This is a genomic window from Nonomuraea sp. NPDC003709, from assembly GCF_040610775.1.
Classification (GTDB): domain Bacteria; phylum Actinomycetota; class Actinomycetes; order Streptosporangiales; family Streptosporangiaceae; genus Nonomuraea; species Nonomuraea angiospora_A.
Genome location: NZ_JBEXMW010000007.1, coordinates 530,399 through 545,565 on the forward strand (window position 1 = coordinate 530,399; position 15,167 = coordinate 545,565).

The 15,167-nt window shown below is 69.9% G+C and carries 14 protein-coding genes; 7 read left to right on the plus strand and 7 right to left on the minus strand.

What is annotated here, in order from left to right; all coding sequences use genetic code 11:
• Window positions 1–145: 145 nt before the first annotated feature.
• Together ABZX61_RS24315 and ABZX61_RS24320 are read left to right on the plus strand one after the other, a co-directional pair.
• Window positions 146–808 carry a restriction endonuclease gene (locus ABZX61_RS24315; RefSeq protein ID WP_355197791.1) on the plus strand — a complete coding sequence of 221 codons (663 nt, stop codon included), beginning with the start codon at window positions 146–148 and terminating at the stop codon, window positions 806–808.
• Between the two features lie 26 nt (window positions 809–834).
• Window positions 835–1,005: a hypothetical protein gene (locus tag ABZX61_RS24320; RefSeq protein ID WP_355197793.1), complete on the plus strand. Its 171-nt coding sequence runs from the start codon at window positions 835–837 to the stop codon at window positions 1,003–1,005.
• Here the strand turns inward: ABZX61_RS24320 and ABZX61_RS24325 are convergent.
• Window positions 954–2,786, minus strand: coding sequence for an ABC transporter ATP-binding protein (locus ABZX61_RS24325; protein WP_355197795.1), 1,833 nt, complete (start codon window positions 2,784–2,786; stop codon window positions 954–956). The genes ABZX61_RS24320 and ABZX61_RS24325 overlap by 52 nt on opposite strands.
• Complete coding sequence (locus ABZX61_RS24330; protein ID WP_355197797.1) at window positions 2,786–4,621, minus strand: ABC transporter ATP-binding protein; 1,836 nt, start codon at window positions 4,619–4,621, stop codon at window positions 2,786–2,788. The genes ABZX61_RS24325 and ABZX61_RS24330 overlap by 1 nt, the downstream gene beginning before the upstream one ends.
• Before the next feature lie 175 nt (window positions 4,622–4,796).
• On the opposite strand from ABZX61_RS24330, the gene ABZX61_RS24335 reads away from it, so the two are divergent.
• Both ABZX61_RS24335 and ABZX61_RS24340 read left to right on the plus strand, forming a co-directional pair.
• The gene (locus ABZX61_RS24335; RefSeq protein ID WP_355197799.1) at window positions 4,797–5,684 is read left to right on the plus strand and encodes an alpha/beta hydrolase; all 888 of its coding nucleotides are present in this window, start codon (window positions 4,797–4,799) and stop codon (window positions 5,682–5,684) included.
• On the plus strand, window positions 5,681–6,940 hold the full coding sequence (locus ABZX61_RS24340; protein ID WP_355197801.1) for an MFS transporter: 1,260 nt from the start codon (window positions 5,681–5,683) through the stop codon (window positions 6,938–6,940). Before ABZX61_RS24335 ends, ABZX61_RS24340 begins: the two co-directional genes overlap by 4 nt.
• 32 nt (window positions 6,941–6,972) lie before the next feature.
• On the opposite strand, the gene ABZX61_RS24345 is transcribed toward ABZX61_RS24340, so the two are convergent.
• Entirely contained in the window at window positions 6,973–8,979 is a 2,007-nt protein-coding gene (locus ABZX61_RS24345) for a hypothetical protein (RefSeq protein WP_355197803.1), read from the minus strand.
• A gap of 223 nt (window positions 8,980–9,202) precedes the next feature.
• On the opposite strand from ABZX61_RS24345, the gene ABZX61_RS24350 reads away from it, so the two are divergent.
• Window positions 9,203–10,765 carry an ATP-binding protein gene (locus ABZX61_RS24350; protein WP_355197805.1) on the plus strand — a complete coding sequence of 521 codons (1,563 nt, stop codon included), beginning with the start codon at window positions 9,203–9,205 and terminating at the stop codon, window positions 10,763–10,765.
• Window positions 10,766–10,864: 99 nt separating this feature from the next.
• Here the strand turns inward: ABZX61_RS24350 and ABZX61_RS24355 are convergent, their stop codons facing one another.
• Window positions 10,865–11,173, minus strand: coding sequence for a DUF6355 family natural product biosynthesis protein (locus ABZX61_RS24355; RefSeq protein WP_355197807.1), 309 nt, complete (start codon window positions 11,171–11,173; stop codon window positions 10,865–10,867).
• Window positions 11,174–11,383: 210 nt separating this feature from the next.
• On the opposite strand from ABZX61_RS24355, the gene ABZX61_RS24360 reads away from it, so the two are divergent.
• A complete protein-coding gene (locus tag ABZX61_RS24360; RefSeq protein ID WP_355197809.1) occupies window positions 11,384–11,713 on the plus strand; it encodes a hypothetical protein in 330 nt (109 codons plus the stop codon).
• Window positions 11,697–12,362 (plus strand): hypothetical protein, encoded by a 666-nt coding sequence (locus ABZX61_RS24365; protein ID WP_355197811.1) that lies wholly within the window; start codon window positions 11,697–11,699, stop codon window positions 12,360–12,362. The genes ABZX61_RS24360 and ABZX61_RS24365 overlap by 17 nt, the downstream gene beginning before the upstream one ends.
• Here ABZX61_RS24365 and ABZX61_RS24370 read toward each other — a convergent pair whose 3' ends face one another.
• The 3 genes from ABZX61_RS24370 to ABZX61_RS24380 form a co-directional block, all read right to left on the minus strand.
• The gene (locus ABZX61_RS24370) at window positions 12,363–12,806 is read right to left on the minus strand and encodes a YbaB/EbfC family nucleoid-associated protein (RefSeq protein WP_350726181.1); all 444 of its coding nucleotides are present in this window, start codon (window positions 12,804–12,806) and stop codon (window positions 12,363–12,365) included.
• Window positions 12,807–12,842: 36 nt separating this feature from the next.
• Window positions 12,843–14,081 (minus strand): MFS transporter, encoded by a 1,239-nt coding sequence (locus ABZX61_RS24375; RefSeq protein ID WP_355197813.1) that lies wholly within the window; start codon window positions 14,079–14,081, stop codon window positions 12,843–12,845.
• A gap of 243 nt (window positions 14,082–14,324) precedes the next feature.
• Window positions 14,325–15,167, minus strand: an 843-nt coding sequence (locus ABZX61_RS24380; RefSeq protein ID WP_355197815.1) for an ATP-binding SpoIIE family protein phosphatase, incomplete at its 5' end; no start/stop codon positions are given.

The window sequence follows — 15,167 nt, forward strand, 5'->3', positions numbered from 1 at the left end:
GAAGATTTACCACACCTGTCACGAAAATGGACAATCGTCACAGACCACCCAGCCCACCGGCACCCGCCGACCTGACAACATCGGCCGCTCTGTCGGTGCCGCGCTTCATACTCGCCAGCAAACATCGTTCTTCCGGGAGGGACCCATGGCGAGGGGATCCAGGCGGGGCAACAGGCGGCGCAAGTCGAACGGCATCGACGATCTTCGAGTGATGGGACTGGCGGGAGCCGTCGTCGCGATCGTTTTCGTGGTCTACTTCATCACCGAATATCCGGGATGGGCGATGGCCATAACCGTCGTCCTGATCGCGGCCCTGAGCGGCGGGCTCTTCCTGCGGCACCGGGTCATCCAGGCCCGCCGCCTGCGGTTCCTCGCGGCCAACGCGGCCCTGGAGAAGGTCGACCTCATGACCGGGCCGCAGTTCGAGCAGCTGGTCGCCGAGCGCATGATCGCCCAGGGGTTCCGCCGGGTGCGGATCCGGGGCGGCGCCGGGGACGGCGGTGTGGACATCACCGCCGTCGCGCCCGACGGCACGCGCTGCGCCGTCCAGTGCAAGCGCTACAACAAGAGCGTCGGCGCACCGGCGGTCCGCAACTTTCTCGGAGCCCTGGCCAACGCCTTCACCGGGCACACCGGCGTGCTCATCACCTCGGGGCGCCTCACCCGCCAGGCCCGTCAGGAGGCGACCGACGCGCGCCAGAGGCTGCTGCTCGTCGAGCGCGACCTGCTCGCCGATTGGCTGACCGGGAGGTTCGCGCTGCTCACCAAGCCAACCCGGCTGGTCGAAGGCGACGAGCCGGCGACCTGAAGCCGACGCCGCTGGTCGAAGACGACATGCTTGGCGACCTGAAGCCGACGCCGCTGGTCGAAGACGACATGCTTGGCGACCTGAAGCCGACGCCGCTGGTCGAAGACGACGTATTTGGCGACCTGAACAGCGGCGAGCCGGGTGGTCAGCCGGAGCCGCCGCCCGTCACGGAGACGAAGCCGGAGCCGGCGCGGTAGTTGGGGGACTGGTGGCGGAAGTAGGTGTTGTAGACCTCGCAGTAGCGCCCCCCGCGAGCCAGCAGGGTCGCGTGGTCGCCCTCCTCCACGATCCGCCCGTGATCCAGCACGATGATGCGGTCGACGTGCTCGATCGTCGAGAGCCGGTGCGCGATGACGATCGAGGTCCGCCCGGCCAGCACCAGGTCGAGACCCTCCTGGATCTGGGCCTCGGTCAGCGGGTCGACGCTGGCCGTGGCCTCGTCCAGGACCACGATCGCCGGGTCCTGGATCAGCAGCCGGGCCAGCGCGACGAGCTGCCGCTGCCCCATCGACAGCGCCCGCCCGTGCTCGCCCACGTCCGTCTCCAGCCCGTGGGGCAGGGCCTCGATCCAGTCGCCGCCGCCCACCGCGGCCGCCGCGGCGCGCACCTCGTCGTCGCCCGCCTCCGGCCTCGGGTAGCGGATGTTGTCGGCGACCGTGCCGCTGAACAGGAACGGGGCCTGCGGCACCGCGCCGATCTGGCTGCGGTAGGCGCCCAGCTCAAGGGTGCGGATGTCGCGCCCGTCGATCAGCAGGCGGCCTTCCTGGAACTCGTAGAACCGGGTGATCAGCTTGCTGAGCGTCGACTTCCCGGCGCCGGTGTGGCCGACCAGCGCCACGGTCTCCCCGGCCTCGATCCGCAGGTCGAAGTCGCGCAGCACGGGGCTGGCGGCGTCGTAGCCGAAGGTGACGCCCTGGAACTCGATGCGCCCGGCCAGCCTGCCCGGCGGCTCGGCGGCGCTCTGCACCACCCGCGGCGGGGCGTCGATCAGGGCGAAGACGCGCTCGGACGCGGACAGCCCCTGCTGGAACTGGGACCAGAACGCGGCGATGGACGTCAGCGGGAACCAGAAGAGCGACACGCCCTGCAGGAACAGGTACCAGTCGCCCGCGGACAGCCCGCCGTCGAGCACCTGCGCGCCGCCCAGCCGGACCAGGCCCACCGTCGCGAGCCCGGCCACCAGGAAGAGCACGGGGAAGATGGTGGAGAAGACGAACCCCTGCCGGAGCGTCACCTGGTAGCTCTGCCGGTTGATCGGCCGGAACTCGTCGTAGACCTGCTGCTCCTGGCGGAAGTTCTTGGCGACCGCGATGCCGCCCATGGTCTCCTGCAGGTTGGCGTTGACCCGGCCGAGCGAGCGCTGTGCCCTGCGCGTGCTGATCCTGGCCAGCCGCCGGAACATCAGCGCCAGGCCCACCACGATCGGCACCACCAGCAGCGTCAGCAGGGCCAGCTCGACGCTGCGCACGAACAGCAGGACCGTGACGAAGCCGACCATCAGCACCTGGCTGATCAGGTCCATCGTCAGCGTGGACACGGTGGCGAAGTCGTCGGTGTCGGACGTCACCCGGCTGACGATCTTGCCGGACGGGGTCTCGTCGTAGAACGACAGGTCGCGCGCCAGCACCGCGTCGAACGCGTCCTCGCGCAGCTGGAGCACCACGTCACCGGTGACCTGCGCGCTGTATTTCTGCCGGATGAAGTTGAACACCCACGAGAGCACCCCGGTGACCAGGATCCCGCCCGTGAGCAGCCAGCCGACCGAACCGATGGTGCCGTCGGAGACCGCGTCGACGGCCAGGCTGCCCAGCGCCGGCACGGCCGCCTGGCTCGCGGACAGCAGCACGATCATGGTGGCGACCAGGGCCATCGGCCCCAGCTTGGGCCGGAAGTACGACATGATGCGGCGCAGCAGGGCACGGTCGCTGTAGGTGCGGTCGTAGTCCTCGGCGTCGAGGCCGTCCATGATGAAGCCCATCAGCGCACCCCTCCCTGCTCCGCGGCCAGCACCCCGTCCACGTCGCCGTCACCGTCCAGCTCGACCTCGTCGTAGTGCGCGAAGATCCGGCGGTAGAGCCGGCTGCGCGCGATCAGCTCGTCGTGGGTGCCGAAGTCGACCACTTCGCCGCGTCTGAGCAGGAGCACTTTGTCCGCCCACCGGATCTGCGAGAGCCGGTGGGTGATCAGCAGCGTGGTGCGCCCCTCGAGGATGCGACCGATCGCCTGCTGGATCATGTCCTCGGTGGCGGAGTCGATGGCGCTGGTCGAGTCGTCGAGCACGAGGATCGCCGGATCGGTCAGCAGCGCCCGCGCGATGGCCAGTCGCTGCCGCTGCCCGCCGGAGAGCGTGACCCCGCGTTCGCCGATCACGGTCTCGTAGCCGTCGTCCAGCTCGGCGATGAACTCGGCGGCCTGGGCGTCCTCCGCCGCCCGCACCACGGCCTCATGATCGGCCCGCTGCCCCAGGCTGAAGGCGATGTTCTCGGACACGGACCGCGAGAACAGCACGATGTCCTGCTCGATGGTGGAGATCTGGGACCGCAGCGAGTCGAGGTCCCAGTCGCGCACGTCCACGCCGTCGACGAGGATCCGGCCGGACGTGACGTCGTAGATCCGCGGCACCAGCTTGGTCAGCGTGCTCTTGCCCGACCCGGTCTCGCCGACGATCGCCACCGTCTCCCCCGGCCGCACGGTGAACGTCACCCCGCGCACCGCCGGCTCCTCGTCGTCCTCGTAACCGAACGTCACGTCCTCGAAGACGAGCTCCCCGCTGATCGGCGCGGCGTGCCCCTCGGCCCGCTGCTCGATCTCGCTGTCGGAGGTGACGACGCTCAGGATCCGGCGCGAGGACACGATGCCGATCTGGATCAGGGAGAACGTGAAGATCGACATCTGCGTGGGGAACCCGAGCTGGCCCATGAGCCCCATGAACGCCACCAGCTCGCCGATGGTGATCGCCCCGATGCCCTGGAGGTAGAGGCCGTGCCACAGCGCCCCGGCCATGGCGAAGGAGAACAGCAGGGTGGGCAGGTAGCGGGCCTGGACCAGCCCGTTGCGTACGAAGAGGTCGCGGTAGAGCCGCGCGTCGGCGCGGAAGCGCCGCCGCTCCTGCGCCTCCTGCGCGGTCACCTTGATCACCTCGATGCCGCGCACGGCCTGGTTGAGCCCGGCGTTGAGGTCGCCGAACTGCTCGCGCATGCGCGTGGCCACCGGGTTGAGCTGCCGCATGTAGTGCCAGAGCGCGACCGTGAACACGACGGCGAACAACCCGGGCGACAGCAGCAGCCGCGGGTCGATCGCCCCGATGAAGAAGATGGGCACCAGCCCGGTGAGCCCCGAGTCCACGATCAGGTCGACCCCGGGCGTGATCATGATGGAGAGCTGCCGGATGTCGTTGGCGGCCCGGGCCATCAGATCGCCGACCCGCTGGCGGTTGTGGAAGGTCTGGCTCTTGCCGAGCAGGCTCACGTAGAGCTCGTCGCGCGCATCCCGCTCAAGGCGCTTGGCCAGCACCTCGCTCGACAGCCTGGCCACGAGGTCGAACAGCCCCCGCGCCAGCACGATCGCCAGCAGCGCGAGCGCGATGAAGCCGAGCGCGTCGAGCGGCTCGCCCGGCCGCCCCAGCACGGCGTCGAAGGCGTCGCCGGTGAACAGCGGCACCAGGGCATTGAGCACCACCATGACCAGCGACCCGCCGAGGAACCCGAGCAGGTGCGCCGGATGCCGGCGAAGATGGGACCAGAGCCAGCGCACCGGGCCGCGCCGGTTGTAGCTCGGGCCGGAGACAGAGAACTCCGAACTGCTGGTGGTCACTGGCAGGCCCTCCCCCGGGCACGAGCACGCGAGTATCGAACCTGCTTTCTATCACCGAGCACCGACAGTTTCCCAGTTGATTTTCACCGGGCCCGGCCGGCGCGCGGACGACCCCCAAATGAAAGGTCCGATATCCGCCGTCGTCCCGCCTTCCGTTCGGGCCAAGATGAGCGCCATGATCGAACATCCCCCTGGTCAGGCGTACGAGATCCGCGGCGGCCGGCGCATCTGGGTCGAGCAGCACGGGGACGGCGACGCCGTGGTGCTGCTCGCCGGACTGGGCCCCGCGGGATCGCATGTGATCTTCCACCCGCACTTCGACGGCCTGGCGGCGGACCACAGGGTGATCTACGTCGACCTGTTCGGCCGCGGCCGCTCCGGCCGTCCTCGGCACCTGTCCGAGATCACCTTCGCCGATGACGTCGCCGACGTGGCCGCGCTGCTCGAGCAGCTGGGCCCCGCCCACCTGTACGGCTTCTCGTACGGCGGGCTGGTCGCGCAGGCGATCGCCCTCGACCACCCCGCCGTGGCGCGTACCGTCACCCTGGCCAACACCCTGCACAGCCCCGAGATGTGGCACCTCAACCACGCCAACATCAACCGTGAGCTGGCCACCCAGCTCCCCGAGGTGTGGGAGCGGATCCAGGCGCTGCGGCTGGACGGGCTGCGCTCCACGGACGAGCCGCTCAGGCGGGAGTTCGCCAAGGCGGCGGCCCTCGTCCGCTTCTACGACCCGGCCAACGCCGCCCTGCTGGCCGACGAGCCCGGCGCCAGGAACCAGGAGCTTTATCCGATCTTCTGCGGCGACGACGTCGATTTCGTGATCGGGGGTGAGGTGGCCAGGATCCCCGACTTCAGGCCCCGGCTCAAGGAGATCAGCGTTCCCCTGATGGTGCTGGCCGGGCGCTACGACCGGGCACTGCACCCGGCGTTGCAGCGCGACTTCCGGCGCTTCGCGCCCCAGGCCCGGTTCCACATGCTGGAGCGCAGCGGCTCGTTCGGCCACGTCGAGGAGACGGAGATCGTCCACTCGCTGCTGCGGGACTTCTGGTGGCAGGCATGACCGTCATGACGGAGACGTCCGGACGTATGGCCCGCCGGAGCTTCGGGCTGCTGTGGGCGGGGCAGTCGTTGTCGCTGTTCGGGGACCAGTTCATGACGCTGGCGCTGCCGCTGCTCGCGGTGACGGTGCTGGGCGCTACGCCGGCGCAGGCCGCGTTGCTGCCGTTCGCCATGTTCCTGCCCTTCCTGCCGCTCGGCCTGCCGGCCGGCGCCATCGTGGACCGGTTGCCCCGCCGTACCGTCATGCTCGTCTGCGACGGCGTCCAGGTGGTCGCGTTCGGCGCGATCTGGGTGACGGCGGTCACCGGCGTGCTCAGCTTCCCCCTGTTGTTCGGGCTGGTGCTGGTGAGCGGTTGCGCGGTGGTGTTCTTCCAGGTCGCCTACACCTCGTACCTGCCCGGGCTCTTCCCCGACCCGGGCGAGCTGCACACCGGCAACACCCGCCTGGCACTGTCGGAGTCGACCGCGAAGGCGGTCGGGCCGATGGCCGCGGGGCCGGTCATCGGGCTGCTCGGCGTGGCCGGCGCGCTCCTGGCCAACACCGTCAGCTTCGCCGCCTCGCTCGTGGCGCTGGTCGCGATCCGGCACCGCGAGGCGCCGCCCGCCGTCACCGTGCGGGAGCGGGGCTGGGTACGGCGCGACGTGGCGGCCGGGCTCAGGTTCGCGCTCGGGCATCCGGTTCTGGAGCCGGTCCTCGCCTGCGGCACCGTTTACGTGCTGTTCCTCTCCATGGTCGAGACCAGCCTGGTCCTGTACTGCCGCAACGTCCTGGGACTGTCGCCGCAGTGGATCGGGATCGTGGTGGGCGCCGCCGCGGCCGGCTACCCGATCGGCAACCTCGCCTCGGCCTTCCTCATCAGGCGTCTGGGCAGTCCGCGCGCGCTCATGCTCGCCGCCACCGTGTCGGTGCTGGGCATCGTGGCCATGCCCGCGCTGGGGGCGGCGCACGGCAGCCTGGGAGCCGCCGGCCTGGTCATCGGCAGCATCGTGCACTGCGTGGGCGAGGGCGCGTTCAGCCCCATCTCGCTGACCCTCCGCCAGACCCAGACCCCGCCCGAACTCCTCGGCCGGGTGTCCGCCGTGCAGCGGTTCCAGTTGTGGGGCGCCGTCGCGCTCGGCGCCCTGCTCGCCTCCGCGGCCACGGCGCTCGCCGGGCTGGAGTCGACGGTGTGGATCGGTGCGCTCGGCACGATCCTGTGCCTGCCCGCTCTCCTGCGCCGCGGCATCCGCACCGCCGTACTCACCCGTACCGTCTGATCCACGCCACGAGTACGAAGCACCGGGGCAGGTCAGCGCCTGCGCTTCTTGCCGTGACCGGAACGGCGGCCGCGCGCCCCCGGCCGGGGCCCCTCGACGAAGCGAAGCGTGCGGGAACGGGCACGCAACGGCTCAGCCACCAGCCTGCGCAGCTCGTCCATGCCGATCGTGGCGGGATGACCGGATTGGGTCACCGCCTCGATGATCTGTGGCGCCTCCCTACCCGCCATCTGGCCGAGCTGCGTCACGACCTCCTCCGGGCCGGCCAGCTCCAGCAGGTTGAGCAGGCCTTCGGTCATGAGCAGGAGTTGCTCGGAGGAGGACAGATCGTCGGGTCCCATGGCTCCGGTGTCGTGCAGCAGGGTGACGGCGATGGGGCCGAGCACGCGGTCCCCGCGCAGGCGCGCGAGGAGCGACCGGCCGTCTGGACGAGCCTCCACCAGCGTGCTCAGCATGACGGACGCGCGGGTGCGGAACGGGCAGGCCCGTATGGCGTCCAGCAGCGGCTCGACGTCCCCGCCGTGTGCGGCGAGCCAGCTTTCCAGCTCCGTCGCGGCCTCCTCCGGCGGGTAGTGCTCCGCGAGCAGGCCGAGCAGCTCGCCCGGCGCGGCCTCCGCCAGCTCTCCCACCAGCGGCGCGTCCCGGCCCTCGGCGAGCATCCGCTCGCGCACACCCCGCAGGCCGAGCGGGGTCAGGCTCACGAGCAGGCCCGGCTCGGTGAGCACGGCACGCAGCCGGGCCCGCGCGTCGGGCGGCAGGGGTTGCTCTTCGCCGTCATCGCCCAGGTCGCTGAGGTAGAGGGCGTCGGCGACGCCATCGCTCAGCTCCACCGCGCCGAGCTCGGCCAGGGTCTCCAGCGCCGCGACCAGGTCGTCGTCGACCTTCCGCCGCTGCGGGTTCTGCGGCCCATCGTCCAGCATCAGATATTCGCGGCAGGCCAGCCAGACCGTCTCCTGGAGGCGGGCCACGGGGACCCCGTCCGAGAGGCCGTACACGCTGTTCAGTACGTCCGCCATCACCTCGTCGAAGACCCTCGCCAGCGGCGGCCGGACCTCCCACCCCGAGGCGGAGAGGCCGATCACCGGGCCGAGGCCGAGGAAGACCTCGAAAGCCCGCGACCACAGCCGTTCCGGGGCACGCAGCAGGGGCGCGGCCTTGGCCACCCGTAGGAGGCGGCCTTTGCTCACCCGGACCAGGCGGGCGGCCTTCGCCCATTCGACGAGGAGGTGCACCTTGGGCATGTGCATGGCACTGCGGACCTTGAGGCCCTGCTCGCCGGTGCCGAGGAGCTCGGCCAGCTCGCGGGCGTCGGCCACGCGAAGGTTTCCGGCGCTGGTCAGCGGCCGGCCCCCCGTTCCGACCCAGTCGGCCAGCGCCGCCAGCCTCCGTACGGTCTCGCTTCGCGCCGCCGCGGCGGCGATCTCCGGCGCGGGCGGCAGGACGATGGGCGGCTGGGGGAACGCCCGCTCCTCGTCGGGCCCGCGTCCGAAGAAACGTGCCTCCGCCACCTTGCCGAGCGCGTCCGCGTCGTACGCCACCCGCCCCGCGTCGACATCGCGCTGGAACTTCGTCAGGGCCTTGTGGTCGCTCGGGTCGACACCGTTGTCGATGGCCACCTGAGCCCAGAACCTCGCCAGCCCTTGGCGGTACGGGTCCGCCAAGGCCGCCGGATATTCCTGCACGGCCTCGGCCACGGCCTTCTCCAACTCGGCCGTCGTGGCGCCGCGCGGGTCGCGGATGCCGGTCGCGTCGAGGTAACGCAGCAGGGTGATCAGGGTTTCCGGGGCGGCGTCAAGGTCCTCCCGGGGTGCGGCGACGTACCGGGGGATCCACTCCAGCAGGAACCGGCGCACCTGCGCGGCATCCCAGAAGGCCAGCCGTCCGTCTCTGCTGCGATGGCGGGAGTCCAAGGCCGCCGTCAGCACCAGGCCGTCGGCGGCCAGTCCGCGGTCGTCGGCCCAGTCCAGACAGCGGCGGATCAGCAGGTCCTTGGCCGCCTCGAACTCCTCTCCCCGGTCCGGCTCGAAAAAGGTCCGCATGATTCCCCATGGTGGTTCCGGCTGTCCCGGAGGCTCGAGCCGATGACCCTCCATGATGGTCCATCGGCACCGTGCTGGATCGTGGTCTGAGTTCCTCGACGACCTGCCGCCGCGCGGGATGAGGGAGACGGTGCACGAGGTGGGCAATCGGGCGGGCAGCGCGAGATTCGGCTCCTGCGTCAATCCGATCGAATCTGTCACCACTCGATGCCACACTGTGACGGTGACCAGGCCCAGGTACTTCAACACCACCGGACCGTGCGACCCCCGGCTCCACTACGTGCTGCCGTCGCAGCCCCGGCTGCCGCAGGCGCGCCAGTTGATCGACCTGGATCGCTTCTTCGTGATCCACGCTCCGCGCCAGTCCGGCAAGACGACCGTGCTGCATTCCCTGGAGCATGAGCTCACCAAGGAAGGCGCCGCCGTGGTGGTGATGATGTCCTGCGAGGAGGCCTCCGTGACGGGCGACGACTACGAAGCCGCGGAGTTGATCCTGCTGGACGACCTCCGTTGGAGCAACAACTCGCCGCCCGACTCCTGGCCTGAGGCCGCTCCGGGTAATCGGCTGGGCGCCGCCCTCCAGGCGTGGGCCGCCCAGTGCGAGCTCCCGCTCGTGTTGCTCATCGACGAGATCGATGCGCTGTATGGGGAGAGCCTGAAAGCGGTCCTGCGGCAACTACGCATCGGCCACAACAATCGTCCCAGAGGTGTTCCGTTCCCCAACTCCGTGGTGTTGTGCGGGCTGAGGGACGTGCGGGACTACAAGATCGCCTCAGGCGGCGACCCCACCCGGCTCGGCGCGATCAGTCCCTTCAACATCGCGGTCAGGTCGCTTCGCCTGGGCGACTTCACCCCGGAGGACATCAGGGAGCTGTACGGCCAGCACACCGCGGAGACCGGGCAGGAGTTCACCAAGGAAGCCATCGCAGCGGCCTTCGAATTCACCCGCGGACAACCCTGGCTGGTCAACGCGCTGGCTTGGGAGATCACCTGGGAGATGCGGGTCCCCCCAGAGGAGCCGATCACTGCCGGGCACATGGAGCAGGCCAAAGAGCGACTCATCCGTGACCGCGCCACCCACCTGGATTCTCTTGTCGCCAAGCTGCACGAACCCCGAGTCAAGCGAGTGCTCGAACCGATGCTCGCAGGCACGCCGGTCGACCACGACGAAAGCTTCGAGGACGACTTCTCCTACGTGCGTGATCTCGGTTTGGCGGCCCGGGGGCGCGTGCTCGAAATCGCCAACCCCATCTACCGCGAGGTCATCCTTCGCGTGCTGGGTAGCCGTGTGGAAGCCATCATCCACGACGATTCACGGTCTTTCGTCCTCCCCGACGGCCGTCTGGATCTGCTCAAGCTGCTGCGCGAGTTCACCGCCTTCTGGAAGCAGCACGGCGAGATCCTGGTCCGTGGCACCGCCTACCACGAGGCCGCGTGCCAGATCATCCTCATGGCCTACCTGCACCGGATCGTCAACGGCGGCGGCTTCCTCGACCGGGAATACGCCGCGGGCACCGGTCGGCTGGACGTCTACCTGCGCTGGCCGTACGGCGAGGGGCAGGTGCAGCGGGAGGCCATGGAGCTCAAGGTGTGGCGGCCCGGTCAGCGGGATCCGGTGGACGAAGGGCTCGCGCAGCTCGACCGCTATCTGGACCGGCTCGATCTCGACGCCGGTTACCTGGTGGTCTTCGATCGCCGTCCCGAGGCGTCGCCGATGGAGGACCGCGTCCGGTTCGACCAGGACCGCACCCCGGCGGGGCGGCAGGTCACCGTTCTGCGGGCCTGAAGGCATCGCAGCGGGCGACATTCCTTCTGAGCAGGCGACACAGCTCACCACATGGGGCCACGGGCCGGCCGTCCCGTGGCCCCATACTCATTTGAGGGGTCAGCAGCCGCCCCGGTTGTACACCCTGAACACGTTGCTCCACCTGCCGACGTACTTCGACTCTCCCGGTGCCACGCAGAAATAGGTGTTCCCGCCCAGCAGGTAGGTCACGAAGATGTTCTCGCCGGCGCCGGTGCAGTTCTTGTACATGGCCGCGTCGCCGTCCCGGTACAGGCCGCAGGCAGATGCCAGGTGGCTGCGCTCGTTGACGCCGGCGGTCGCCGGGGTGGCGGTGAGCAGCGTGGCGCTGACGGCCGCGAGGACGGTCAGCAGCGCGACCGGGAACGGCTTCTTGATGTGGACTGGCATAGTTCGGGCTCCTGTTCTGGTTGGTCGACCGCCCTGGATCGCTGCGCGGCGGGGCGTCAGGCTCAGGAAAGCCACCCCGGCCAGGTGTCCAACAGAGGCTCGGACGCACTCGTCCGAAATCGGTCCACGTGCCGGCCAGGCCCGGACAGCACCAGCCAGGTTCCGGCTAGTATGTCCAGCCAAGTAATGGATCACGTACTTGGAGTAATTTTGAGCCAAGACGAAGCATCACGTATCCACCGGCTGTCAGCGATCAGAGCGCTGGGCGACGCTCTCGTCGATGACGTCGCGGGCACCTCCCCCGTGTCGCACCTGGCCGAGGTCAGCGACTTCCCCTCGAACATGCGCATGGGCCCCTGGGCCATGGGGGTGCTCGGATGGCCCCTGACCAGCGAACACGACAAGATCGTCGGTTACGCGGAGAGCACGGTCCTCAACACGATCGAGGCCCTGTACGACCATCGGGACCGGCTGCACACGGTCGCCGGCAACATCCAGACCGTGGAGAACAGGAACGAGGCCAATGTCCGGCGGCTTTAAGATCCCCGTCCCCGGCGGGACCCCCGACCCGTTCCAGCCGGGTGACGAGGGCGGCGACCTCAAGCGGATGCAGTACTCCACGCTCGGCATGTACGCGTTCGCCGCCCTGATCTTTCCCGTGTTCGAGCGGGTGGTGGTCGCGTACGGGCTGTCGGTCCCGTCCGATCCGCAGGTGATGCACAGGGCCGCGGACGGCTGGAGCGCCTTCGGAGACGGTGTGTACGCGGCGGGCACGGCGGCGCGGGAGCAGCACGACAGCGTGTCCCAGGCCAGCTGGCAGGCGCCGGAGCGGGAGCTCTACGGGCAGAGAGTCACCGGCTACGCCATGGAGTCGGACACCGCGGCCGACTCCGCCCACAGCCTCTCGTGGATGCTCAGGGTGCTGGCCAACCTCTGGACGCTGTACATCTACCTCCACATGGGCATCGCGAGCCTGGCCATGGCCACCCTGGCCAAGGCTCTGCTCGCCGGTCCTGGAAGGGTGTACTACACGTGGGAGGCGCTGTCGCAGGCGATGACGGCCGAGAAGCGGGTCATCGAGCTGCGCAACTTCACGCTCAGGACCGTGCTCGGCCTGGCCCTGAAGTACGGTGCCGCCTGGATGACCGAGCGCACCCTCACGGACGGCCTCAAGCCGCAGGAGGTCTGATCAGTAGCCGAGCTTCCTCCGCATACGATCCAGCTCACCCATCGCGTCACCCATCATCCGGTCGAAGGCCTGCTGCGCCTCCGCGACCTTCGCCCGGGCGGTGTCGGGGTCGCCCAGGGCGCGGTCCAGCCCTCCGCCGAACGCGCCCGCCATGATCGCGGACAACTGGCGCTGGAGGTCGGCGTCGGCGTCGCGGATGGCCGCGAGGATCGCCGCGGACATCTCGTGCACGCTCAGCCGCTTCGCCCTCGGATCGATGTCCAGCCGGCTCACCCCGCCCTGCGCGGTGCACTCGACCGCGATGAGACCGTCGGCGGCCGTCGCCCGCCCGACCGCCGCCGCGACCCCTTCCTGCGCCGCGGCGAAGTCGGCCACCCGTTTCTCGGAATCCCGCAGGAACGCCTCGGCGTCGATGTTCGCGAAATTACCGAGCGGGTCGTCCACGTGCGGTCCTCCATCCACGTACGTTCGTCCGGATGGTCATAGCACAGCTCCGTTTCGTAGTGATTTCCTGGCGCTCGGGAGTCCGGATCGCGTACCCCTGACAGCACGTCGTTGGAGCACCAGAGCCCAGATCGTCGACAGGAGCGCGAAAGCCCCGAGGGTGGCGAAACCCGCCCCCGCGCTGGTGTGATCGGTGACGGTGGCCACGAGCAGCATGACGACGACGGTCGCGGCGAGCCCGCCGCCGTTGGCGAGGCCGAAGACCCGGCCTATGTCCGTACGGCCGGCCCGGGCCATCAGCAGATTCCGCGAGGAGATCCTCGCCTGGCCGAAGACGAACGCGCCCATGGGGACCAGCACGGCCAGTCCGGCGACGCCCAGTTGCCCCTGAGTGACGATGAGCAGGCTGCACGCGAAGAAGCCCGCCACTGCGATGCGCAGATCGGAGTACCGCTGGGCGAACAGCCGGTATCCGGCGGCGGCCGCGAGGAAGCCGAGGCTGCCCAGGGCGTCGATGGCCCCGAAGGTCCCCGCGCCGCGATTGAGCTCGACCAGGACATACATGGGCAGGAGGGCGTTGAAGACGGTGACCACGACACTGCCCTGCGCGTACAGAAGGATCAGGCTGCCCATCGGAAGCGGCGGCCGATCCGGGCCCGCGGCCTCCACCGGCTCGTCGGCGGGCCCGCCGACGAGCCGGGTACGGCCGACGGCGGTCACGCAAAGAGCGGAAACGGCGAACGTGGCCGCGTTGAAGACGAGCAGGGGGACGGCGCCGAAGACCTGGACGGCGAGCCCGCCGACGGTGGCGGACAGCAGCATCCCGGCCTGGGTGGCCATCTCGTAGCGGCCGTTGAACCGGCGCAGGACAGTGCCGCCGGGGACCCGCTCCTTGATCAGCGCCGCGCTCGCCGGCACGAAGATCGCGCTGACCAGGGCGAGCGCGAAGTTCGCGGCGTAGATGCCGGCCCCGGCCGCACCGCCCGCGGCCAGCCACAGCGGCAGGCCGAGGGCCACGATCGCGCTCACCGTGTCGCAGGCGATCCACAGGAGGCGGCGATCCAGGCGGTCCGCGAGTCGTCCCAGGTACGGAGACAGGACGGCCTGCGGCAGCGCGACGGCGATGAACAACCAGCCCACGGCCATCATGGTCTGCTGCTCCCGGGCCAGCAGCAGCGCCCCGGTGATGAGCTGGACGTTGTTGCCGAGCGCGGTGGTGAAAGCCGCGGCGATCAGCAGCCGCATGGTCGTGCGATGGGGGATCTGAACGGGCATGCGCACAGTCTCCACACCATCACTGACACCAAATGTCAGTGAAGACGTGTTTCTCCTGTGGGCCGATCGTCCCGAGGAACAGCAGTACGCCGGCACCCGTACGGCGCGGTCATTGCCATGCCTCGACAGCCCACCGAACACCTCGGGGAAATCCGGCGCACGCTGTCCCCTGCGTCCGCCCGCGAACCGAACCGATCGAATCTGTCGCCGTTCGATGGTCTTCCTCTGAGGTTCGACGACGCCTCACTCATCGTCTAGCAGGTCGTACAGGTCCAGGCCGCTCTGCTCGGGAAGCAGGGCAGGTGATGGGCACACGAGGGGTTGTTCGGTCCAGATGCACTTGCCGGTGTCGGTGTAGCGGGTGCCCCAGCGATGGGAGATCGCGGAGACCAGCTGGAGCCCGCGGCCGCCCTCGTCGGTGTCGGCGGCGCGGCGGATGCGGGGCGTGGTCAGGCTGCCGTCGGAGACCTCGCAGGTGAGCACGGCGCTGCGGAGCAGGCGCAGGTGGATGGGGCCCTTGGCGTGGCGGACGACGTTGCCGACCAGCTCGCTGGCCAGCAGCTCGGTGGTCATCGACAGGTCGTCCAGGTGCCAGGCGCTGAGCTGGGCTCGGACGTGTTCGCGGGCCTCGCCGGCGGCCTTGGGGTGTTCGGGCAGCGGCCAGGTGGCCATGTCGTCGTTCGGCAGCGCATGGGTGCGGACCACCAGCAGGGCCGCGTCGTCGGCGGTGCCCTGCCGGCCGGGCAGCAGGGTGGCGGTGAGGCTGTCGCACAGGGATTCCAGGCATGCGGCGCAGTGCAGCGGGGTCGCGTCCCGGTCCGGGTGCCGGCACGTCGCCGCGGGCGGGATCCTGGGGACCGTGTCGCCCAGCGCCTTGGCGAGATCGGCGATGCCCTGGTCGATGTCGAGGGTGGCGGACTCGACCAGGCCGTCGGTGTACAGCACCAGCAGGCTGCCTTCGGGCAGCTCCATCCGTACGGTGTCGAAGGGTGGGGTGGCGGCGCCGAGGGGCGAGTTCGGATCGGCGTCGGGGAAGTGGACGGCGCCGTCGGGGTGGACGACGGCGGGCGGCGGATGGCCGGCGCG